This is a genomic window from Amycolatopsis jiangsuensis, assembly GCF_014204865.1.
In the GTDB taxonomy this organism is placed as follows: domain Bacteria; phylum Actinomycetota; class Actinomycetes; order Mycobacteriales; family Pseudonocardiaceae; genus Amycolatopsis; species Amycolatopsis jiangsuensis.
Genome location: NZ_JACHMG010000001.1, coordinates 7,646,680 through 7,668,779, shown reverse-complemented (window position 1 = coordinate 7,668,779; position 22,100 = coordinate 7,646,680). Strand labels below are relative to the sequence as shown.

Here is a 22,100-nt window from a genome sequence, read left to right as displayed (position 1 = left end):
CGACCCCCGCGCCGGTCAGTCGCGCTTCAGCTTGCGGTGGGTGACCCGGTGCGGGCGGGCGGCCTCGGCGCCCATCCGGTCGATCTTGTTCTTCTCGTAGCCCTCGAAGTTGCCCTCGAACCAGAACCAGCGGGCCGGGTCCTCGTCCGTGCCCTCCCAGGCGAGGATGTGCGTGGCGACCCGGTCGAGGAACCACCGGTCGTGCGAGATCACCACGGCGCAGCCGGGGAACTGCTCGAGCGCGTTCTCCAGCGAGCCCAGCGTCTCCACGTCCAGGTCGTTCGTCGGCTCGTCCAGCAGGATCAGGTTGCCGCCCTGTTTGAGCGTGAGCGCCAGGTTGAGCCGGTTGCGCTCGCCGCCGGAGAGCACCCCGGCCGGCTTCTGCTGGTCCGGGCCCTTGAAGCCGAACGCGCTCACGTAGGCGCGCGAGGGCATCTCGGTCTGCCCGACGTGGATGTAGTCGAGCTTGTCCGACACGACCTCCCACACCGTCTTGTCCGGATCGATGCCACCCCGGTTCTGGTCCACATAGGACAGCTTGACCGTCTCGCCGATCTTGACCGTGCCGCCGTCCGGCTCCTCGAGCCCGACGATGGTCTTGAACAGCGTGGTCTTGCCGACGCCGTTCGGGCCGATCACGCCGACGATGCCGTTGCGCGGCAGGTCGAACGACAGCCCGTCGATGAGCACCCGGTCGTCGAAACCCTTGCGCAGCTTCTCGACCTCGACCACGACGTTGCCCAGCCGCGGACCCGGCGGGATCTGGATCTCCTCGAAGTCGAGCTTGCGGTGCTTGTCCGCCTCCGCGGCCATCTCCTCGTAGCGGTCCAGCCGCGAACGGGACTTCGTCTGGCGTGCCTTGGCGTTGGACCGCACCCAGTCCAGTTCGGTCTTGAGCCGCTTGGCCAGCTTCGCGTCCTTCTTGCCCTGGACCTCGAGCCGTTCGCGCTTCTTCTCCAGGTACGTGGAGTAGTTGCCCTCGTAACCGACGACGTGGCCGCGGTCGAGCTCCATGATCCACTGCGCGACGTTGTCCAGGAAGTACCGGTCGTGGGTCACCGCCAGCACGGCCCCGGCGTAGCGGGCCAGGAACTGCTCCAGCCACAGCACGCTTTCGGCGTCCAGGTGGTTGGTGGGCTCGTCGAGCAGCAGCAGGTCGGGCGCGGACAGCAGGAGCTTGCACAGCGCGACCCGGCGCCGCTCTCCCCCGGACAGGTGGGTCACCGGCTCGTCCGGCGGCGGGCAGCGCAGCGCGTCCATCGCCTGCTCCACGGTGGAGTCGAGTTCCCAGGCGTCGGCGTGGTCCAGGTCCTCCTGGAGCTTGCCCATCTCGTCCATCAGCTCGTCGCTGTAGTCGGTCGCCATCTGCTCGGCGATCTCGTTGTAGCGGTCGAGCTTGCGCTTGGTCTCGCCGAGGCCCTCCTCGACGTTCTGCCGCACGGTCTTGCCCTCGTCCAGCTCCGGCTCCTGCATGAGGATGCCCACCGACGCGCCCGGCTGCAGGAACGCCTCGCCGTTGCTGGCCTGCTCGATCCCCGCCATGATCTTCAGCACGGTGGACTTACCGGCGCCGTTCGGGCCCACCACGCCGATCTTGGCGCCGGGGTAGAACGCGGTGCTGACGTCGTCGAGAATGACCTTGTCCCCGACGGTCTTGCGCACCTTCTTCATGGTGTAGATGAACTCGGCCATGCCAGCGATCGTAGAGTGGCCTCTCCGGCGCCCTGACGGCGGTCACCACCGACCTACCGAGGGTCACCCCCGGGTCACGCGGACGACATCACTTTCGGGTCGTCCTCACTCGCTCCGCTTGCCCTGCGCGAGGTTCTTCAGCATCGCGTTGTAGGCGGTCAGCTCCTCGTCGCCGGTGCTCGCCTCCCGCCGATCGCGCCGCTTCGCCTCGCGTTCGTCCGCGCGTGCCCACTGCACCAGCAGCGCGATCAGCACCAGCAGCACCGGCACCTCGCCGGACGCCCACGCGATGCCGCCACCGAGGCGCTGGTCGCTGAGCAGGTCACCGACCCAGGGCAGGCGCAGTGAGGTGTAGAACTCGCGTCCGATCACGGTCTGCATGTTCATCAGGATCACGCCGAAGAACGCGTGGAACGGCATCGCGCCGAACATCATGCCGAGGCGGCCGATCGGGGGCAGCCGCCGCGGTGCCGGGTCGACGCCGATCACCGGCCAGTAGAAGACGTAGCCGACCAGCAAGAAGTGCGCGTTCATCGCCAGGTGCGCCCAGTGGTAGTCGAGCGCGGAATCGAACAGGCCGGAGAAGTACAGCGCGTAGAACGACCCGACGAACAGCAGCAGCGCGACGATCGGGTTCGTCAGGAACCGCGACACCGGCGAGTGCACGGCGGCCAGCAGCCACTCCCGCGGGCCGGGCGCCGCATCGCGCCCGGCCGGCGGAAGCGCGCGCAGCGCGAGGGTGACCGGCCCGCCGAGCACCAGCAGCACCGGCGCCACCATCGACAGGAGCATGTGGTTGCCCATGTGCACGCTGAACATCGCGGGCGCGTACCGGCCGATGCCCGACGACGTGGCCAGCAGGATCACCAGGCAGCCGGCGAGCCAGGCGACGGTCCGGCCGACCGGCCACTGGTCGCCGCGCAGGCGCAGGCGCCGCACACCGGCGAGGTAGACCACCGCGAGAACGATCGCGACGGTGCCGTAGACGAGATCGAACCGCCAGTCGGTGAACAGCCGCCCGAACGTGGGCGAGCCGTCGAGGTTGTAGCCGATGAGCAGTTCGACGGTGGAGGGCTGAGTGACGGCGTCCGCCGGCGGCGACGTACGGGCGAGCCCGGACGCGATGCCGATCGTGACGAACATGATCAGCAGCTCGACCGCGGCGAGCCGCAGCAGCTGGCTGCCGCCCTTGCCGTCGACGAGGTTCGCGACACCGCGCTGCCGTTGCTGGTGACCGAAGACACCCAGCAGCAACAGTGCCACCACCTTGGCGACCACGAGCAGGCCGTAGTCGGTGGTGAACAGGTCACCGAGGTTGATCCGCACCAGTGCGTTGATCACCCCGGAAACGGCCATCACGATCCAGCACACCAGCGCGAGCCGCGAGAACCGCTGCGCCGCGAGCGAAAGATGCTTGCCGCGGCGCCAGCCGAGCGCGAGCAACGCCAACAGCCCGCCGACCCACAGCGCCGCCGCGACGAGGTGATACAGGAGGCTGTTGGTCGCCATGTCGTGCGAACCGCCGCTCGCCGAGTGGCCGGTGACAGCCACCGGCACGAGGCCGGCGACAGCGACGAAGAACAGCACCGCAGTCCAGCCCCAGCTGAGGACGAGACGGCAGCCGAGCGCGAGCAGGACCGCGATCAGCGCCGTCCACAGCCACGCTTTCGGCTGTTCGATCGCGTCGATCAGGTCCAGCAACGTCTGCGGCGAAAGGACTTCCGCGAAAGGCTTTCCCGCGCTGTCCGCGGCGGTGAAGGCGACCGAGAGGATCGAAGCGGCGAACCAGCCCCACGCCGCGATCCCGGCGGCGCGCACCGCGGCGTAGCCCTCGGGCGCGAGCGTGCCGTTCTGTTGCGGCGGAACCAGGAACGCGGCCAGCAGCAGTGAGCCGACACACACCACCGACGCCGCTTCGGCGAGCACCCGCACGACTGTGACGCCGTAACGCGTGACGAGGCCCGGATCGGGTAGCCCCGCGATGACGTAACCGGCACCCCCGGTGAGCGCGACAAGCCCGACCGCGATGACCGCGGCGAGCACGACCCCGACCGCGAGCAACGGCAGCACACTCGTCCGCCGGCGCGCGGGCGCTTCCGGCTTCGACACTTGTTCCGAGGTCACCTGTCGAGACTAGGACGGACTTGCGGGACACGGCACACGGGTCTAGCTCACCGGCGCGTGGTCGCGGCCTGCCGCGCGCGCCGCGCCGAGTGCGGCAGGCACGATCAACGCGGCGATGAGACAGACTATGAGGAAGGACACGGACAACGACGTCGCCTGCGCGATCCCGCCGATCAACGGTGGCCCGGCAAGGAACCCGGAGTAGGCGATCGTCGACACGAAGGCGAGCTCTCGCTCACCGCCACCGCCGTCGGCGCGTTTCCCGGCGTTGCCGGCCAAGCTGAGCGCCAGCGGGAACGCCGCGGCGAGCCCGGCCCCGGCGAGCGCGAAGCCCGCGTACGCGAAGCCTTCCGGCGCCAACGCCGCGACGACGAGGCCGAGTGCGGCGAGCCCGGCGCCACAGGCGAGCGAACGCGTAGCGCCGAACCGTTCCTGAATCCACGCACCCGCCGTCCGCGCGAGCGCCATCGCGAGTGCGAAGCCCGAATAGGCGAGCGCGGCCGGGCCTTCCCCGACGCCGTGCACGGTGACCATGAGCAATGCCGACCAGTCCGAACTCGCGCCTTCGGCGATCGCTGAACACAGCGCGACCGACGCCAGCAACCACAGCACAGGCCGTCTGATCGGCGCGCGCGAAGGCGCCTGTTGCCTCGCTTCGTGCGCCGGCCGTCCACCAGGAACCGCGCGCAGTACGACGGTCAACACGACCAGCGTCACGGCTGCTGCGGCACTCAGATGCCTCGCCGGCGACCATTCCTGCCCAGCCGCCAGCCCGGCGAGCAGCGAGCCGGCGAGCGCGCCGAAACTGAACCCCGCGTGCAACGTCGGCATCACCGCGCGCGCCATGCGCCGTTCGACGAGCACGCCTGCCACGTTCATCGCCACATCCAGCGCACCGACGCTCGCCCCGAGCACCAGCAACGCTCCCGCGAGCAGCGGAACCGACGGCGCGAACCCGACGAGCGCGAGCGCAACCGCCGCCACGACCGTGCTTCCGGCCACTGCCGCGCGTGCCCCGAACCGTTCAGTGAGACGACCGGCGATCGGCGCGCCACACAGCATCCCGACACTCGCACCGAGCAACGCGAGCCCGAAGATGCCCGGCGACGCGTCGACCTGTGCGGCGATGGCAGGCGTACGGGGCGCCCACGAGCCCAGCGCCGCACCGTTGAGCGCGAAGATCGTGAAGACCGCCGTCCGATCGCGCACCGCACCTGCCCTTTCCGCTTGTCGACCCAGCATGACTTAAGCGCTTCAGGAAATCCAGGCCGCGCTATGCTCCGCCGATGAGCAGCACCCGGCGCCGCCGCCCGACGCTCGACGACGTCGCGGAGGCAGTCGGGGTCTCACGCGCCACTGTGTCGAACGCCTACAACCGTCCGGACCAGCTGTCGGCGAAGCTGCGGGAGGAGATCCTGCGCACGGCGGGGGAACTCGGCTACCCCGGCCCGAACCCGACCGCGCGCAGCCTGGCCACGAGCCGTACCGGCGCCATCGCGTTCCTGCTGGACCAGTCCCTGTCCGCCGCGTTCTCCGACCCGGCCCTGTCGATCACCCTGGACGCACTGGCGAAGGCCGTCGATCCCACCGGCCACGCACTGCTGCTGCTCCCCGGCCGCGAAGCCCAGGACGGCCCGCCCGCCGAGCGCGTACTGGCCGCACAGGCGGACATAGCGGTCGCGTACTCCCTGGCCGAAGGCACCGCGGCGCTGGACGCCGTGCACGCCCGCGGACTCCCCCTGGTGATCATCGATCAGCCCCCGCTGCCCGCCACCGCCCGAGTAAGCTGCGACGACCGCGGAGGAGCCGCACTGGCCGCCCGCCACCTGGTGGAACTGGGCCACCGCCGCTTCGGCATCCTCTCCGCACCGCGAGTGCCCCTACCTGCTCCGGCTCCGGCTGTGTCGGCTGGCTCGTCTGTCTCGCCTGGAGCTGCTTTGTCGGCTGGAGCTGTCTCGGCTGGACCTGCTGGATCGGCTGGAGCTGCGGGTCCCGCTTTGTCGGCTGGACCCGCTGGAGCTGCCGGACCGCCTGAACCCTCCTTGCCGACTGGATCCGCTGGGCCGGCCGTACCCGCTGAATCCGCTGAATCCGCTGTATCGGCTGCCCCCGCGGAACCCGCTGTATCGACTGAATCCGCTTTGCCCGCTGTATCGACTGAATCCGCTTTGCCCGCTGTATCGACTGAATCTGCTTTGCCCGCTGGCCCCGCTGGGCCGGCGATGTCCGGGACTGGCGACCTCGCGGATTCGCTCTCCGCGCGCCCGACGCCACCCACCACCGCACAGCCCGATCCAGCTTCTTCGGACCCCGCTGCTTCCAGCCACTCAGCTTCCAGCCCCACGTCTTCCGACCGCGCTACTCCAGGTTCCCCTTCACCGAACATTGCTTTCTCCAGCTCTGCTTGGTCCGGTCCCACGTCGTACAGCGCCACTTCTTCCGGCCGCGAGTCGCCCGCCTCCGCTCCCGCCGACCCCGACGCGACCAGCCCCCCGTCGTCCAGCACCACCCAGCCCGGCACCAGCCTGTCCGGCACCATCCCGCCCGGCACCACGTCCGGCCCTGCCGCGTCCGACTCCGCTCCTGCCAACCCCAACTCGGCCGCCTCCGCATCGTCCGACGCCGCACCTTCGGGCCCCGCCACGCGCAACCCTGCTCCACGCGACTCCGCCACCACCGCCTCCTCCCCCACCCACGCCTCGCCCGACACCGCCCCGTCCGACACCGCCCCGTCCGACACTGCCCCGCCCGACCGTGACTCGCCCACCCCTTCGTCCCCCTCCACCGGACGTACTCCGTCGTCAGAACGCTCCGGCCTCGAATCCGCGCAGGCCAGCGCCTTCCACGGCACTCGCGAACGGCTGGCCGGCTACCTCGGCGTCCTGTCGTCAGCCGGAATCACCGACGTCACCGTCTCCGAGGCCCCTTGGCTCGCCGCGTCGACTGCCCGCGCCAGCGCCACCGAACTGCTCACCGCGCAACCGCGTCCGACCGCCCTGCTGTGCATGTCGGACCAGCTGGCCTTCGCCGCCATCGCCGCCGCGCGCAAGCTGGGCCTCCGCGTTCCGGAAGACGTGTCGATCGTCGGCTTCGACGACACCCCGCAGGCCTCCTGGTCCGACCCACCGCTCACCACCGTCCGCCAGGACCTGGCCGGCAAGGGCCGCACCGCGGGAGATCTCGTCCTGCGCCTGCTCGACGGCGACGCCCCTCCGGCGCCCGTCGAACTGCCGGTGTCCCTCGTCGTCCGGGAGAGCACCGCCGCGATTTAGAGCGTGTCTCACTTGGTTGTTGGTTGAGGTGTGGGCATGATCATGAGCTGTGATGGACGAGTTGTCGCGACGGCTGGTGCCCGACGAGTTGTGGGCGCTGGTCGAACCGTTGATCCCGCCGGGAAAGACGCGCCCGCAGGGTGGCGGCATGTCACGAGTGGGCGACCGGGCGGTGTTCACCGCGATCGTGTTCGTGCTGACCAGCGGCTGCGCCTGGCGACATCTGCCGCCCAGCTTCGGGGTCACCGTGCCGACAGCGCATCGGCGGTTCACCGAGTGGACCAAGGTCGGCCTGTGGCGCGATGTGCACCGGGCGGTGCTGGACGAACTTGGCGGCAAGGGCATGATCGACTGGTCGCGTGCGGTCCTGGACGGAGCATCCGTCAGGGCCAAAAGGGGGGCGGTCTGACCGGTCGGAGCCCGGTCGATCGCGGCAAGCCCGGCTCGAAGATCCATGTGCTGTCCGACCGGGCCGGACTTCCGTTAACCGTTGGGATCTCCGCGGCCAACACTCACGACAGTCACGCGCTCAGACCCTTGGTCAACGCGCTGCCGCCGATCCGGTCTCGCCGCGGACCGCGCCGCCGGAAACCGGCCAAGCTCCACGCCGACAAGGCCTACGACATCCCAGCCCTACGCGACTGGCTCCGCCGGCGCGGGATCATCCCGCGCATCGCCCGCAAGGGCATCGAATCCACCGAGAAACTCGGAAGACACCGGTGGGTGATCGAACGGTCCATCGCCTGGCTGACCAGCTACCGGCGCCTGACCATCCGCTACGAACGCAAACCCAGCCACTACCTCGCCTTCCTCACCCTCGCCGCCACCATCACCTGTTACAAGAAACTCGCCAAATGAGACACGCTCTTAGCAAGACCGTTCACCGATCTGTGGACAACTCGTTCCCATTCGAGTTAAGCACGACTACTTGTCCACAGAAGTAGTATTCCCTGCAGACAAACCCCCTTCCACCCGCCATCGTGGAACCCACACCGATTTCCACCGCGGCCACCCCGGCCGCGCCCAGAGGGGGAGTTATCACGATGTTGCGACGCCTGCGCTCAGCCATTCCCGCGTTCCCCGGCCACCCGGCGATCCCATCGCACCGCACAATGCCCTCGCGCATGCCGCAAATTCTTTCCGTGGTGACCGCCGGACTCCTCGCGAGCGGCGGCATTCTCGCCGGCGCGGGAGCGGCCCAAGCCACCCCGCGCCATCCAGCTGCCGCGTCCAGCCAGCCCACCCCACCCAGCACCGCACCGTCGTGCGCTGTCGGCGAATTCTGCCTATGGGGAGACGAGAACTATTCCGGAACCGCCCAGAACTACGACCTGCGCACCGCCAACCCCGGTGACTGCATTCCCCTTCCGGACGGCTTCGCGGCTCATTCGTTCGGCAACCGGATGAGCCGTGACGTCACGATCTATCAAGGCCCGGACTGTTCGACCGAGGGTGACTTCACCACCTATCCGGGTGGCGGTACGTATGTTCCGCAGGCCCCGTTCGTGGTCCGCGCCGTGAAGATCTGGGAGTAGTCCGAGACCGGGACCGCCGAACCGCCCCGCTCCAGGCCGAGTCGACTCGCGGCCGTTCGCCGGGCCCGGGGGCCGCGCCCCCGAGCGGCCCCAGCCCGTGGGCGCGCTTCCCGCCCCCGCCGCACCCACGGGCACCCAACCCCTCGCCTCTCGGGCCCCGGCCCCCGACCCAGGGCCCGAGAGGCGAGGCCCAGACCACATCCGGCGCGCACCCCGGCTTCACAAGGCTGACTTCCACACGCCGGGCACCGGCAACACCCATACCTTCGCGACCTCACCAAGCCCCTACACCTCGACACCTCACGCCACTCAGCACCCGACGCCGTAGCCGCCCCACCCTCCCTCCAGCACCGGCCCACACCGCCCGGCCAGCCTGCAGCAGTTAGCCGGTCAACCATCGCTCCCCTCAGAAGCCCACGATCCAACCCACTCGAACGAGTACTCAAGCCGACCAGACCACACCGCCGAAGCGCCCACCACGTTCCTTTCGGTCAGCCGCCGGGCACACGTGGTCACCACAGCCCGTCCCAGCCGCTCAGAGGAGGCACCCAGTGCGACCGACCCGCCACTCACTGCACGACACGGCACATTCCCGCGCAGCCGTCGCCCCCGGGTCCACAGCGCGCCACGCACCGGCGCGGCCACGATCTCCCGCGCGAACCGCGAATCCGAAGGCACGAACCTGAAACGATCCGAAGGTGTCAAACGATCGAGAGAATGGCGATGACTAAGCTGGTACAGAGCAGCCGTCGCCAGCCGGGCCCTCGTAGCTCAGCTGGACAGAGCAAGAGCCTTCTAATCTCTAGGTCGCAGGTTCGAGTCCTGCCGGGGGCACAAAGCCCCTGGTCAGAGCAATCTGACCAGGGGCGAACTCGGGCGGCGACGGCCTGCCGGTCCGGATACGGTCCACATTCGGCGACGGCAGCGAAGGCCCCACCCTCTTGGGTCGGACAAGCCCTCGGGTGTACGCCCGATCCGGCGAACGCAGCGTGGTCACCAGCGGAAACGTCGAGCTGCAACGACGGCCACCACCTCGTCACCGCACCAGCTCCCGCTCACCGGGAGGGCGCGACCTGGTGAACATCCCGCGCGATCATCCGCCGGCCCACAGTGGACATCCGCGAGCAGACATCCGCGGACAGAGCCGGAGCAGAAACTCGCCGAGCCCCCCGAACAGTTGAGCGCCACCAGACCGATCTCCACTTGAGACACAGCCGTTATCTCACGTTCCTCAAGCCCCGCAACGGTGCCGCGCCGGTCAGCCCCCAGCAAGGGCCCGGCGTCGGCCATCGAAGCCGGTTGCTCCAGGCAAAGGATCTCGCATGAATCACCCGCAACCACCAGCCGGCCGCCGAGCCCGCAATCGCGCGGCAAGGGCACTCTTCGACGGAGCCCGCCGCGCCGGTCTGGTGCGCCGCCATCTGCTCAAGCGGCAGCACTTCGCCCTGCACCCACCCGCGGTGGCGCACCGAGCACCGCTGCGGTCCGCCGAAAACTCAACGGAAGTCGGTTCGCGACACGACGTCGAGCGCGCAGGCGTCCGTCGCGCACGAGTCCGCCGAAAGGTCGAGCAGCTGCCCCTCGACTTCTCCTGTCCGCAGGATTCGCCCCGGCAGCGGCTGGACGAGGTAGCGTGAGATGCCCGTCATTCGGAAGAAGCACAAACGAATTCGTTGCCGCGCCATGATTTCTGCGTTGGAAGTGCGACCGGGCCCAGGGCGCGGACTGCACCACTCCGGAGACTGTCCCTCAACGCAGAAAGTGCCGTCGCAGCAGGAAACTGCCGCGACGGCACCAGAAGAGAACGGACGTCAGGACTTGGGGTCAAGCACGAACACCGGAATCAACCGGTCGGTCTTGGCCTCGTACTCGGCATACGGCGGGAACGCCGCAACGGAACGCTCCCACCATTCCGCGCGCTCGTCGCCCTCGACCTCGCGGGCCACGTAAGTTTTGGTGACCGTCCCGTCCTGGAGCGGGAACTCCGGGTTGGCCTTGATGTTGTAGTACCAGACCGGGTGCGTGTCCGCGCCGCCTTTGGAAGCGACCACCGCGTAGCTGCCATTGTGCTCCACCCGCATCACCGGGGTGTAGCGCAGTTTGCCGGACTTCGCACCCTTCAAGGTCAGCAGCACGATGGGCAAACCCCCCACGTCGACGCCCTCGGTCGTGCCCTTCTCGAGGATCTTCTTCGTCTGGTCCTGCACCCACTCGGTCGGGCTGAGCTCCACAGAGTTGTCAGTCATGCCGATGGACAACCCACTTCCGGCCGTGAATATTCCACCGATTCGGATGATGTTCGTCTCGTCAGCGACACAGTCCCGACAGCGACGGAGCACCCCACCGACCACCGGCAGGGCCGGAGGAGGCGTTCGTCCACAAGGGACAACTCGGGCCACCGGGGTGTACCGGCCGGCCGGTACACTCCGGTGGCCCGCGCCCCTGTGGCCAGGTCTCCCCTTTCGTGACCACACCTGTCGCGGCAATCTCGTCCTCGCTCGACAATCGGTCTTCGCAATGCGGAAATCGACTTGTCGCTGACCTCGACGAGCCACGGCGAGGCCTTCATCTCCACACGGTCCGTTGCGGCCTGGACATCGTCTCTGTCCGTGGCCTACCGGCCGATCGCGCCGAACCGGCCGGTAGGGTCGGACGCCGAGGAGGTGTCCTGGTGACCGACGATCGGTGGTTACGGCGTTACCACCCGGCAGACGATGCCCTGGTCCGGCTGGTCTGCCTGCCGCATGCGGGCGGCGGGGCATCCTTTTTCCATTCCCTGTCGAAGGAGGTCGCCCCGGCGGCTGACGTCACCGTGGTGCAGTACCCCGGCCGCCAGGACCGATTGTCCGAACCACCGTTGCTGACGGTGCGGGAGCTTGCCGACGGGGCCACCCAGGCGCTGCTGCCCTGGCTCGACCTTCCCGTCGTGCTCTTCGGGCACAGCATGGGCGCCACGATCGCTTATGAGGTCGCTCTGCGCCTGGAAGCCCGCGGAACCGGCCCGAGCGCACTCGTCGTATCCGGTCGCCGGGCGCCGTCCCGGCAAGTTGAGGCCAACGTGCACCTGCAGGACGACGACCGGCTGCTCGCCGAGGTGGAGCAGCTCGACGGAACCGACCCACAGGTGCTGCGGGACGCCGACCTGCGCAGCCTCATCCTTCCCGCCCTGCGCGCCGACTACACCGCCATCGAGACCTACCGGCCGGACGGCGGCGGCCCGCTCAGCACGCCCATCCACGCGCACACCGGCGCAGATGACCAGCATGCCCCGCTCGACGATGTACGCGCCTGGGCAGACCACACCACCGGGACATTCACCATGGAAACCTACCCAGGTGGGCACTTTTACCTGACGCAGCAGACCACCGCGCTGGCCACCTCGCTGCGCCGGCTGATCACCGGCCTGTGACACGCACGGCCGCGGTTCCCCCAGGAAAAGCCAGGAACTCCGCACTCGCCCCGGGCGATCTGGTCATGCCGCACTTCACGATCCCGATCCACGAACGCGTCTCCGGAGCCTCGCCGACCTTCCGCCCGAGGCCTGACCGCACGCTGACAGTTCAGATCCCGGACCGCCGTATCCAGCGAAACACTGGTAACGGACTTCGCCACCCGCCCGTCTACCGACGCCAGCACCCTTCGCGACCGCAAGGCCCACCGACGCTTGTTCGCGACCAGCGACGAGGCACTGGCCGGCCCCTGATCGCGGATGCCCGCGACCTCGCTCACGCAGGACACATAGCCTGCTGCGTTCCATTTTCGATGGAGGCGTCGAAGTAAGCCCACTCGTCGCAACTAAGCCCCCGAACCCGACGGACCCGAAGCCGCCACAGCACGGATCACAAGCCACACGGACCCATCAAGAGCCGATCGCTCCCTCCTGCAAGTCAAGTGCGGAACGCACTCTCTACAAATCAGGCGCGGAACGCACTCCCCGCACTCCCGATGACAGCCAGAGTCCGGCAAACACCCAAGCGGCCGCCCCCGCCCGACTTCAGACCGCGCCGAGTCCCGCCGCCCATCACCGCCTTCCGGCGGTGCAGGCCGCCGCGCCCCGCCGGCAGCCCTTTCACCTCCACACGGCCTTTCACCTCCACACGGGGCACGTCCGCAAAACCGAGTCGAGCCCGAAAATTTCACCACCTCGGACGATCCACGTACCTCGCTGCTGACCGTGGCCACGTAACGGACGAGCATCTTCCGGACATTGGTACCTCGAGCCGACCGGTCACCACCGGCACGCCGCCGTGCACACGCACCACCGCGCTGCCGCCCTGCGGTCCAGAGCACCCAGCGCCTGCGTGTTGACCACCTCCCCAGGAACGCGCGGACCTTCGCGACGTCCCCACACCCGCCCATCACCGACCGCCCGGCCTTCCGGTCCTACCCTCCCCTCCATCCGGGTACATCGTCATCGCCAGCAGCACCTCCGCTTCACCCTCGCCAAGGGACCAGGTTCACCCTCGCCAAGGAGCCAGCTGCCCGACCTACTGCAGCCGAGCCGCGATCCCGTCGAGCAGACAGTCGAGCCCGAGTTCGAACTGCGCATCTTCGGGTGACTCGGCCGGCCATGTGCTGTCCGCTGCCAGTACCACTTCGAGGACCCGGCCGAGCAGCGGGTACGGCCCGGGATCACGTACGACGTCGCCGAACCAGGACTGCGCGAGCTGCTGCGCGTCGTCCGGACTGCCGAAGTCGTCGCGTTGCCACATCGCTCGTTCCTCGGCGCGCTGCAGGGCCTGGCCCGTGACGTAACCCTCGATCAACCGCGTGTACCCCAGCGCCGACGGCAGATCCTGACCCAGCCGATCGAAGGTCGTCAGCACGAACTCGCTGCGCCGGCTCGCGTGCGGACCGGCCGGCGGGCGCTGATGCACCAGCCGGGCGAACCACGGATGTCGTTTGGTCATCTCCCACATCTCCAGCGCCAGCGTGGTGAGTTCGGCGCGCCAGTCGGCGCCCGGCACCTCGGGCGTCGAGACCTCAGCGTTCGCTAGGTCGAGCATCAGGTCGACCAAGCCGTCCTTGCTGTACACGTAGCGGTAGAGCGACATCGGCGTGCCAGCGCCGAGTTCTTTCGCCACGGCACGCATGGTGAGCGCGTCCGCGCCTCCCACATCGGCCAGCCGCACCGCCGCGTTCACGATGTCGATCCGCCCGAGACCCCAGCTGCGCTCCGGCGGCTCGGGCAACAGCCAGATCGGCGGGCTCGGCTCCGCGTCTCCCATGGTCTCCTCCTCGTCGGTTGCCCCACGTCCCGAGTACAGTGTATAAAAAAAATGTACGACGTACAACCGGCGTCGGCGGACCCATGAAGGAGCAGTCGTGACCACTCGAATCCCGGTTCTGATCTGCGGGGGAGGCATCGCAGGACTCACGGCCGCGCTGCTGCTGCACCGTGAGGGAGTGCAGTCGATGGTCGTCGAGCGGCACCCGACCACGTCCCCGCAGCCGAAAGCACGCCGGTTCAACTCGCGCAGCACCGAGGTGTTCCGCCTGCTCGGGCTGGAGCAGGAAGTCGCGAAGGCCAGTGCGCCGCTCGCCGCATTCACCGGAATGCTGACCGGCCCAACGCTCGCCGAGGCAACCTGGCCGGAGATCTCCGAAGGCGCCCGCGCACACGCAGCGCAGCACGAGAAGCTGAGAGAACTGAGTCCGGCGCCCAGCGTGCTGTGTCCCCAGGACGCACTGGAGCCAGTGCTGCGTCACGCTGCCGAAGAGCGGGGCGTCCTCGTCCGATTCTCCACCGAGCTGGTGTCCTTCACCCAGGACAGCACAGGGGTGATCGCCACCCTGCGACAGACGACGGGCGATTCCTACGAGGTGACTGCCGACTATCTCATCGGAGCCGACGGTGCGCGCAGCCCTGTCCGCACCGCGCTCGGCGTGCTGCGCAGTGGCCACGGGCATCTGGCCGACAACCTCGATCTGTGTTTTCGCGCGGATCTGACCGAACTCGTCCGCGACAAGCCGTTCAACCTCTGCCAGATCACCAACCCGGTCGCATCCGGCGCATTCGTCTCCGTCAACGGCACCGACCGCTGGCTGTTCTCCACCTCCGATTTCGCCGGTTCCGACACGCTCGACGCCGTTGCGTGGCGTGAACTGCTACGCACCGTCGTCGGAGTGCCGGACCTGGAGGTCGAGCTCCTCAGCCGGATGCACTGGGAATCGGCCATGCACGTCGCGGACCGGTACCGCGCGGGGCGGGTCCTGCTCGCCGGCGACGCCGCCCACGTCATGCCGCCCCTCGCTGCCGCCGGAGCCAACACCGCGGTCGGAGACGTCGCCAACCTCGCCTGGAAACTCGCCGCGGTCCTCGGCGGAACCGCCGATCCCGCGCTCCTCGACACCTACCACGCCGAACGATACCCGGTCGGCTACGCGACCGCGGAGTTCTCGAGCATGATCAGCGGCCATCTCGGCACCATGGTCGCCTCGGTGACCAGTGACGACGGACCCCGCTTCGACCCGTCGACCACCCTCTTCGGCCTGCAGTACGACGAAGGTGCGTTCGTCCCGGACGGGCGCGAACCCGCGCCCGTGGATCACTACGCCCCGGCGGGACGGCCGGGCACCCGGATCCCGCACGCATGGCTCGGCCCCACCACGTCCCCCCTCGATCTCGCCGGACCCGGCCTGGTCCTGCTGGCCGGCCCCGCCTGCACCGAGTGGACCGCGCAAGCCGAGCGGCTGGGCATCAAGCACCGGACCATCGCAGATCCTCACTGGCTCTCCGAAACCGGACTCCCGGCCGACGGAGCGCTCCTGCTCCGTCCCGACGCCATCGTCGCCTGGCACTCGCGGGCGGACGTGTCCCTCGCCGAAGCCATGGGTCGAGTCCTCTGCACGACCGCGCCGGCTCCGGTATGAACAGCCCTCCCCTGGTCCTCGGAGACCGGACATGTCGTGGTGCCCGACAGGCCGTCGCCGTGGCCTTCCGGATCGGTTCCCCGCCGCGACCAGACCAGGTCCGGCACAGCCAACACACAACAGCCCAGAGAGGTCCTCACACGAGACCCGATCGGCCCGGGCGATCGACCCGTACCTTCACCACCGGGGACGGAGCGGATTGCGACCTGACCAGGCCACCGTGGCGTCCCCGGGGAGGCGGCCGGGCCGGACACAGGCCGACGCGAAAGTCATTCGAACCGCGACGTGTCACCAGCGCCGTGGCGGACGACTTCAGGTTCGCCGGAGGAGAAGTCGATCACCGTGGTCGGTTCCACGCCGCAGTCGCCGGAATCAACCACCGCGTCCAGGACGTGATCGAGTTCCTCCTTGATCTCCCAGCCCTGGGTCAGGGGTTCGCCGGAACCGGGCAGCAGCAGCGTGCTCGAAAGGATCGGCTCGCCCAGCTCGGTGAGCAGGGCCTGGGTGACCAGGTGATCGGGGATCCGTGCGCCGACGGTCTTCTTCTTGGCGTGCAGCAGCCGGCGCGGCACTTCCTTGGTGGCCGGCAGGATGAAGGTGTACGGGCCGGGCGTGCTGGCCTTGACCGCGCGGAACACCGTGTTGTCGATGTGCACGAACTGGCCGAGCTGCGCGAAGTCCTGGCAGACGAGCGTGAAGTGATGCCGGTGGTCCAGCCGGCGGATGCTGCGGATGCGCTCCATGCCCCGCTGGTTCCCGAGCCGGCAGCCCAGTGCGAAGCACGAGTCCGTGGGATAGGCGATCAGCCCGTCCGCTCGCAGCAGGTCGACCACCTGGCCAAGAGCGCGGCGCTGCGGGTTCTGCGGGTGCACGTCGAAGTACCGGGCCATGGACCGAGTTTAGGCGCGTACATCCACCCGGGCGCGCGGACAGGCCGGGCACCGGGCACAGTGACGACCGAGGAGGTACGTCGTGCACGCACTGTGGTCCACCAGCGACCAGTGGTCGCTGCTCCTGCCGGTCCTGGTCGCACTGGTGCTGAGCACCGTGATCGGCCTGGAGCGCGAGGCCGGGAACAAGCAGGCAGGGTTGCGCACACACACCCTGGTCGGCGTCGGGTCAGCGGTGTTCATGCTCGTGTCGAAGTACGGGTTCGCGGATCTCCTCGGACTTGATCACGTCGCGCTCGATCCGTCGCGGATCGCCGCGCAGATCGTGTCCGGGATCGGGTTCGTCGGCGGCGGGCTGATCTTCGTGCGCCGTGACGCGGTACGCGGTCTCACCACGGCGGCCACGGTCTGGCTCGCCGCGGCGGTCGGGGTCGCCTGCGGCGCCGGCCTGCCAGTGCTCGGTGTCGCGACCACCGCCGGGCTCGTCGTGATCACTCGGGGATTCCCGCTGCTGTCCCGCTTCGTGGCGCGGCACCGGCGCCAGCCGCCGATCCTCCGGCTGAGTTACGCCGACGGTCACGGCGTCCTGCGTGCTGTGCTGACCGCGTGTACCGATCGTGGCTGGGCCGTGCACCGGGTCGCCGTCGACCGCGAGACAGTTTCCGAAGAGGGGCAACGAATCGCGGTCGTCACGCTGCTCCTCCAAGGCCGCGGCGACCTCGCCGACCTCACCGCGGAACTGGCTGAATTGCCCGGCGTCCGCAGCACCGCGACCGGCGCGGAGGATCCGCTCGAAGATTGATCGGCCCCCGTTCCCCACTCACGGCCCGACTTCGGGCACACTGGAGGCAGGCGAAAATTCCCCGTGCGGCAAGAAAAACAAGCCGCCGAGGAGAAACCATCCAAATGGGAGGTGAGCGCATGGCCCCCGGCGGTGGCGAGGACCTGATGCCCGCACGACCGGCTTTCGACCGGACGTGGCGCGGCTACCACCGTGGCCAGGTCGAGGAATTCGTGGCCTGGGTCGAAGCGGAGTTTCGACGACTGGCGGCTGAGCGCGACGCCGCGACCCACCATGCGGCCGGACTTGTGGAGCAGAACCACAAGCTGCGCGCGGCGATCGACCGGATCAGCCGCACTCCCATCGAAGCGGATGCACTGCAGGAACGTTCGCGCCGGATGATCGAGCTGACACGTGAGGAAGCCGGCGAGATCACTGCGAAGGCGGAAGCGACGGCAGCACGGATCGTTGCCGACGCGGAGGCGGAAGCGGTGCGGCTCACCGAAAAGGAACGCACCCTGGCCGAGGCGGTCGAGCAGGACCGCGAGCGGCAACAACGGGAGCACGAGGAACTCATGCGCAGCGCGGCCGAAAAGCGCGCAGCTGCTGACGAAGCCGCGGCGAAGGAGAGGCGCCGGATGGACCAAGACGTCACTCGCACGCTCGCCGACCGCCGCACGGAAGCGCTCGCCGAAATCGCCGAACGCACCGCCACCGCACGAGCCGAGGCCGACAACATCATCGCGCAAGCCACCGACAAGGCCGACCGCACCGTCACACAAGCCACTGACCACGCCGACCGGATCGTCAAGCAAGCCACCGACCACGCCGACCGGATCGTCAAGCAAGCCACCGACCACGCCGACCGGATCGTCAAGCAAGCCACCGACAAGGGCGACCGGATCATCACACAGGCCACCGACCACGCCACCAGCACCGTCACCCAGGCCAACGATCGCGCCGCCCGGGTCGTCACGGACGCCGAGCGCCGAGTCGGTGAACTCGCCGCCGTCCGGGAACAGTTGACCGCCGCGTTGCGAGGCACCCGCGAGCTCCTGGCCACCGCGAATGCCGAACTGGACCCGGAAGGCACCCCCGTACCGAGCCAACGCCGCACGTCTGCGCTGACCGAGCCCACTCCCACCGGCTGACGCCCGCGGCCGATACGCCAGGAGGGTATGCTGGAGGTCGAGCGACAGGCCGATGAAGGGGACAGCACACGATGACCGGTTACGGCAGTGAACGAGAGGCCTACCTCAAACGTCTCCGCCGAATCGAAGGCCAGGTGCGCGGCCTGCAGCGCATGGTCGAACAGGACAAGTACTGCATCGACATCCTGACCCAGGTCTCCGCGGCGACGAAGGCACTGCAGTCGTTCTCCCTGGAACTGCTCGACGAGCACCTGGCGACCTGCGTGGTCGAAGCCGCCGCCGCGGGCGGCGAGGAAGCGGAACTGAAGGTCCGGGAAGCCTCCGACGCGATCGCCCGGCTCGTCCGTTCCTGACCTCACGCCCCGACTCATCTGGATAACCAGGCCACCACCCCAGCCACCAGGCCACCCCAGCCACCTCGACCTCCCGCACCGGCAACGGCAACGGCAACGGCAACGGCAACGGCAACGGCAACGGCAACGGCAACGGCAAAACCCCGTGGGCGCTGGCTGGCGAAGGCGCGGTGGTCCTGGCCAAACCACACGCCGGTCCACTGAAGCGATCAAGGTATCCCAGAAACGCGAACTTGAGCCCAGACCACCCAGAACACCCAGCAACCTGCGGCACCAATCTCCGGCATCGGCATCGGCATCGGCCAGGCAAACTCCGCGGGCGCTGGCTGGCCAAGCCGCCGCGGTTGAGGTCAAGCCACACACCGGGCCGCCGAAGCGATCATGGTGCTTGTCTTCGGTGCGTCCTTTCCGTCCGGCCTTCTCTCCCACTGGCTGGCGAACACAGCCCAGACAGCCAACTTCGCCCCGGAGCCAGCGAGACACCTCCCGCACTGACCAGCCGAATTCCTGCAGGCACTGGCTGACCGAGGCGGCCAGTCCGACTCATTGCGCGCATTGCACCGGTGGACTATCCAGCCCGTTTCAGCCCACACGACCACACACACCGCACCGAACCACGTGGCGCTGTCAGGTCGACACGCCACCCCGGACACCGGCTGCTCAAGACGCCGCGGCGAACTCCGCCTGGGCACCTCGGCCTCCGGTGGCGTGCGGTGGCGTGCGGTCGCACGCCACCGGATCGACGCTGTGAGCGCGGGGTCGACCTCGGTCCGGACCACTTCAGCCCGGACCACCCCAGACCGGGCCACCCCAGACCGAGCCACCCCAGACCGAGCCACCCCAGACTGGGCCACCTCGGTCCGGGCCACCTCGGTCCGGGCCGCTGGGCCATCCACCCGGCCCCGCTCACATCCGGGCACCGGGCGGCCGCAGGGCATCGGGCGGGGAAAGCCGGCAAGCCGGCCTGGCCAACCCCCGGGCTGTCGTCGCACCGCGAGCCCACTGTTTCGGTCGCGAGCGCGACGCCTACGCATCCACAGCGTGGGCGGAGTAAGTGCGCTCGACCGTTGGCGGCCCGGTCAGAGAGGCGGGGCGCCGAGGCAAACCGCGCACTCGGTGGTCAACCGAGCGCGACGGCAACCACCCGGTGACCGAGGCACGTCGTCGACGAGCTGGGTTACGCCGCGCTGCGGAAGCGGCGCAGGCGCAGGCTGTTCGAGACGACGAAGACCGAGGAGAAGGCCATCGCCGCACCGGCGATCATGGGGTTGAGCAGGCCGAACGCGGCCAGCGGCAGAGCTGCGACGTTGTAGGCGAAGGCCCAGAACACGTTGCCCCGGATGATGCTCAGGGTGCGGCGGGCGAGGCGGATCGCGTCGGCGGCCGCACGGAGGTCACCGCGGACCAGGGTCAGGTCGCCGGCTTCGATGGCCGCGTCGGTGCCCGTGCCCATGGCCAGGCCGAGGTCGGCCTGGGCGAGCGCGGCCGCGTCGTTGACGCCATCGCCGACCATCGCGACGACCTGTCCTTCGCCCTGCAGGCGCTTCACCACGGCCACCTTGTCCTCGGGCAGCACCTCGGCGATGACCTCGGTGGTTCCCGCGGCGGCCGCGACCGCGTGTGCCGCGCCTTCGTTGTCGCCGGTCAGCAGGACCGGGCGCAGACCGAGCTCACGCAGCTCCGCGACAGCTTGCGCCGACGTCGGCTTGATCGTGTCGGCCACCACCAGCACGCCCTGGGCGGCTCCGTCCCAGGCGACGAAGACCGCGGTGGCGCCCTGCTTCTCGGCAGCGGCCTTGGTGAGTGCGAGCTGATCGTCAACGGGGACGCCCCAGTCCGCCAGGAACGCCTTTCGCCCGGCGCGTACGGCGGTCCCCTCCACGAGGCCGGACACGCCGAGGCCCGCGGTGTTGCGAAACTCCGTGACTGCGGGCAGGTCACCGACACGGTCGCGCGCGCCGTTCGCGATGGCCTTCGCGATGGGGTGCTCCGACAGGTGTTCGACGGCACCCGCATAGCGCAGCACGTCGGCCTCGGTGGTCCCGTTCGCGACGTACACCTCAGCCAGGCTCATCCGTCCCGTCGTGACGGTTCCGGTCTTGTCCAGCACGATCGTGTCGACGCGCCGAGTGGATTCGAGCACTTCCGGGCCCTTGATCAGGATCCCCAGCTGCGCGCCCCGGCCCGTGCCTACCAGCAGCGCGGTCGGAGTGGCGAGCCCGAGCGCACACGGGCAGGCGATGATCAGCACCGCGACCGCCGCGGTGAACGCCTCGGTCGCGTCGCCGCCGGCCGCGAGCCACCCGGCCAGCGTGCCCAGTGCCAGTACCAGCACGACCGGCACGAACACCGCTGAGATCCGATCGGCCAGCCGCTGGACGGCGGCCTTGCCGTTCTGCGCTTGCTCGACGAGCCGCGCCATCTGCGCGAGCCGGGTGTCGGCGCCGACGCGGGTCGCGCGCACGATAATGCGGCCGCCGATGTTCATCGTCGCGCCGGTCACGCTGTCACCCACCGCGACCTCGACCGGAACGGATTCGCCGGTGATCATGCTGACGTCGACCGCGGAGCCACCCTCGGTGACGGTGCCGTCGGTGGCGATCTTCTCTCCGGGCCGGACGAGGAACAGGTCCCCGACCCGCAGGTCACCCACCGGAACGCGCTGCTCACGGCTGTCGCGCAGCACGGCGACGTCTTTCGCTCCAATTTCCAGCAACGCACGCAGCGCGGCACCGGACCGTCGCTTGGACCGGGCTTCGAAGTAGCGGCCCGCGAGGATGAACGTGGTGACGCCGGAGGCGACCTCGAGATAGATGTTTCCGGTGCCGTCGCCCGCGGAGACCGTGAACTCGAAGCCGTGACGAAGCCCGGGCATCCCGGCCATGCCGAAGAACAGCGAGTACAGCGACCACAGTGTGGCTGCGAGAACACCGAGCGAGATCAGGGTGTCCATGGTCGCAGCGCCGTGGCGGACGTTGGTCCAGGCCGCGCGGTGGAACGGCCAGGCGCCCCAGACCACGACGGGTGCGGCGAGCGTGAGGGACAGCCACTGCCAGTTGTCGAACTGCGCCGCCGGCACCATCGCGAGGACGATCACCGGCAGGGTCAGCGCGGCGGAGTAGATCAAACGGTCACGCAGCGCACGGGTTTCGGTGACCTCGGGCTCCCCTTCCGCCGGCGCGGCTGCGCGCGGCTTTGGCGCCTGCGCGGTGTAGCCGGTGGCCTCGACGACACCCAGCAGGTCGTCGACCGAAACGGTGACGGGGTATTCGACGTGCGCCTTCTCCGTCGCATAGTTGACGCTCGCCAGAACGCCCTCGACCTTGTTCAGCTTCCGTTCGACGCGGGCCGCGCACGAGGCACACGTCATCCCGCCGATGACGAGTTCGACCGTCTGCGCGGTGTCGTGTGCCGTCGTGCTCATCTCTG

Annotated in this window: 16 protein-coding genes, 1 tRNA gene and 1 pseudogene; 10 read left to right on the top strand and 8 right to left on the bottom strand. The window is 69.1% G+C overall.

Annotated features, from left to right (window positions below; all coding sequences use genetic code 11):
* Positions 1 to 15: 15 nt before the first annotated feature.
* From ettA to BJY18_RS34330, 3 genes are all read right to left on the bottom strand, one after another.
* Positions 16 to 1,692: an energy-dependent translational throttle protein EttA gene (gene ettA / locus BJY18_RS34340; protein ID WP_184783989.1), complete on the bottom strand. Its 1,677-nt coding sequence runs from the start codon at positions 1,690 to 1,692 to the stop codon at positions 16 to 18.
* Positions 1,693 to 1,797: 105 nt separating this feature from the next.
* Positions 1,798 to 3,816 carry a bifunctional copper resistance protein CopD/cytochrome c oxidase assembly protein gene (locus BJY18_RS34335; protein ID WP_184783988.1) on the bottom strand — a complete coding sequence of 673 codons (2,019 nt, stop codon included), beginning with the start codon at positions 3,814 to 3,816 and terminating at the stop codon, positions 1,798 to 1,800.
* A 42-nt stretch (positions 3,817 to 3,858) separates the two neighbouring features.
* Positions 3,859 to 5,025 (bottom strand): MFS transporter, encoded by a 1,167-nt coding sequence (locus tag BJY18_RS34330; protein WP_184783987.1) that lies wholly within the window; start codon positions 5,023 to 5,025, stop codon positions 3,859 to 3,861.
* 77 nt (positions 5,026 to 5,102) lie between these two features.
* Between BJY18_RS34330 and BJY18_RS34325 the strand changes: the two are divergent.
* The 5 genes and pseudogenes from BJY18_RS34325 to BJY18_RS34305 all read left to right on the top strand — a co-directional run.
* Positions 5,103 to 5,714, top strand: a pseudogene (locus BJY18_RS34325) (LacI family DNA-binding transcriptional regulator); the annotation flags it as partial.
* Positions 5,715 to 6,038: 324 nt separating this feature from the next.
* Positions 6,039 to 7,088 carry a substrate-binding domain-containing protein gene (locus BJY18_RS38175; RefSeq protein ID WP_376774778.1) on the top strand — a complete coding sequence of 350 codons (1,050 nt, stop codon included), beginning with the start codon at positions 6,039 to 6,041 and terminating at the stop codon, positions 7,086 to 7,088.
* A gap of 52 nt (positions 7,089 to 7,140) precedes the next feature.
* A protein-coding gene (locus BJY18_RS34315; protein WP_184779869.1) for an IS5 family transposase occupies positions 7,141 to 7,946 on the top strand; the annotation gives its coding sequence in 2 pieces (ribosomal slippage) (positions 7,141 to 7,480 and positions 7,480 to 7,946; 807 coding nt in all).
* Between the two features lie 266 nt (positions 7,947 to 8,212).
* Complete coding sequence (locus BJY18_RS34310) at positions 8,213 to 8,623, top strand: peptidase inhibitor family I36 protein (protein WP_246459059.1); 411 nt, start codon at positions 8,213 to 8,215, stop codon at positions 8,621 to 8,623.
* Positions 8,624 to 9,383: 760 nt separating this feature from the next.
* Positions 9,384 to 9,457: transfer RNA gene (locus BJY18_RS34305), tRNA-Arg, on the top strand.
* A 662-nt stretch (positions 9,458 to 10,119) separates the two neighbouring features.
* Here BJY18_RS34305 and BJY18_RS34300 read toward each other — a convergent pair.
* Both BJY18_RS34300 and BJY18_RS34295 read right to left on the bottom strand, forming a co-directional pair.
* Entirely contained in the window at positions 10,120 to 10,272 is a 153-nt protein-coding gene (locus BJY18_RS34300; protein WP_184783986.1) for a hypothetical protein, read from the bottom strand.
* Between the two features lie 162 nt (positions 10,273 to 10,434).
* The gene (locus BJY18_RS34295; protein ID WP_184783985.1) at positions 10,435 to 10,869 is read right to left on the bottom strand and encodes a nitroreductase family deazaflavin-dependent oxidoreductase; all 435 of its coding nucleotides are present in this window, start codon (positions 10,867 to 10,869) and stop codon (positions 10,435 to 10,437) included.
* Positions 10,870 to 11,294: 425 nt separating this feature from the next.
* Between BJY18_RS34295 and BJY18_RS34290 the strand changes: the two genes are divergently transcribed.
* On the top strand, positions 11,295 to 12,032 hold the full coding sequence (locus BJY18_RS34290) for a thioesterase II family protein (protein WP_312874061.1): 738 nt from the start codon (positions 11,295 to 11,297) through the stop codon (positions 12,030 to 12,032).
* A gap of 1,078 nt (positions 12,033 to 13,110) precedes the next feature.
* Here BJY18_RS34290 and BJY18_RS34285 read toward each other — a convergent pair.
* Positions 13,111 to 13,851: a TetR/AcrR family transcriptional regulator gene (locus BJY18_RS34285; RefSeq protein ID WP_184783984.1), complete on the bottom strand. Its 741-nt coding sequence runs from the start codon at positions 13,849 to 13,851 to the stop codon at positions 13,111 to 13,113.
* A 97-nt stretch (positions 13,852 to 13,948) separates the two neighbouring features.
* Between BJY18_RS34285 and BJY18_RS34280 the strand changes: the two genes are divergently transcribed.
* The gene (locus BJY18_RS34280) at positions 13,949 to 15,496 is read left to right on the top strand and encodes an FAD-dependent monooxygenase (protein ID WP_184783983.1); all 1,548 of its coding nucleotides are present in this window, start codon (positions 13,949 to 13,951) and stop codon (positions 15,494 to 15,496) included.
* Positions 15,497 to 15,765: 269 nt separating this feature from the next.
* Here BJY18_RS34280 and BJY18_RS34275 read toward each other — a convergent pair whose 3' ends face one another.
* Positions 15,766 to 16,386: an L-threonylcarbamoyladenylate synthase gene (locus BJY18_RS34275; RefSeq protein ID WP_184783982.1), complete on the bottom strand. Its 621-nt coding sequence runs from the start codon at positions 16,384 to 16,386 to the stop codon at positions 15,766 to 15,768.
* Positions 16,387 to 16,468: 82 nt separating this feature from the next.
* Here BJY18_RS34275 and BJY18_RS34270 point away from each other — a divergent pair, with 82 nt between their 5' ends.
* The 3 genes from BJY18_RS34270 (at position 16,469) to BJY18_RS34260 (ending at position 18,671) form a co-directional block, all read left to right on the top strand.
* On the top strand, positions 16,469 to 17,188 hold the full coding sequence (locus BJY18_RS34270) for an MgtC/SapB family protein (RefSeq protein WP_184783981.1): 720 nt from the start codon (positions 16,469 to 16,471) through the stop codon (positions 17,186 to 17,188).
* A gap of 104 nt (positions 17,189 to 17,292) precedes the next feature.
* Complete coding sequence (locus tag BJY18_RS37615) at positions 17,293 to 18,318, top strand: DivIVA domain-containing protein (RefSeq protein WP_312874131.1); 1,026 nt, start codon at positions 17,293 to 17,295, stop codon at positions 18,316 to 18,318.
* Between the two features lie 71 nt (positions 18,319 to 18,389).
* The gene (locus tag BJY18_RS34260; protein WP_184783980.1) at positions 18,390 to 18,671 is read left to right on the top strand and encodes a metal-sensitive transcriptional regulator; all 282 of its coding nucleotides are present in this window, start codon (positions 18,390 to 18,392) and stop codon (positions 18,669 to 18,671) included.
* Between the two features lie 1,177 nt (positions 18,672 to 19,848).
* Here BJY18_RS34260 and BJY18_RS34255 read toward each other — a convergent pair.
* Positions 19,849 to 22,095: a heavy metal translocating P-type ATPase gene (locus BJY18_RS34255; protein ID WP_184783979.1), complete on the bottom strand. Its 2,247-nt coding sequence runs from the start codon at positions 22,093 to 22,095 to the stop codon at positions 19,849 to 19,851.
* Between the last annotated feature and the right edge of the window lie 5 nt (positions 22,096 to 22,100).

What these genes read in the sequence shown, in the direction of transcription:
- BJY18_RS38175 (WP_376774778.1), top strand. Translation starts at nt 6,039, where the DNA reads ATGTCCGGGACTGGCGACCTCGCGGATTCGCTCTCCGCGCGCCCGACG.
- BJY18_RS34285 (WP_184783984.1), bottom strand. Translation starts at nt 13,851, where the DNA reads ATGGGAGACGCGGAGCCGAGCCCGCCGATCTGGCTGTTGCCCGAGCCG.
- BJY18_RS34275 (WP_184783982.1), bottom strand. Translation starts at nt 16,386, where the DNA reads ATGGCCCGGTACTTCGACGTGCACCCGCAGAACCCGCAGCGCCGCGCT.
- BJY18_RS34255 (WP_184783979.1), bottom strand. Translation starts at nt 22,095, where the DNA reads ATGAGCACGACGGCACACGACACCGCGCAGACGGTCGAACTCGTCATC.
- BJY18_RS34310 (WP_246459059.1), top strand. Translation starts at nt 8,213, where the DNA reads ATGCCGCAAATTCTTTCCGTGGTGACCGCCGGACTCCTCGCGAGCGGC.
- BJY18_RS37615 (WP_312874131.1), top strand. Translation starts at nt 17,293, where the DNA reads ATGGGAGGTGAGCGCATGGCCCCCGGCGGTGGCGAGGACCTGATGCCC.
- ettA (WP_184783989.1), bottom strand. Translation starts at nt 1,692, where the DNA reads ATGGCCGAGTTCATCTACACCATGAAGAAGGTGCGCAAGACCGTCGGG.
- BJY18_RS34300 (WP_184783986.1), bottom strand. Translation starts at nt 10,272, where the DNA reads ATGACGGGCATCTCACGCTACCTCGTCCAGCCGCTGCCGGGGCGAATC.
- BJY18_RS34260 (WP_184783980.1), top strand. Translation starts at nt 18,390, where the DNA reads ATGACCGGTTACGGCAGTGAACGAGAGGCCTACCTCAAACGTCTCCGC.
- BJY18_RS34295 (WP_184783985.1), bottom strand. Translation starts at nt 10,869, where the DNA reads ATGACTGACAACTCTGTGGAGCTCAGCCCGACCGAGTGGGTGCAGGAC.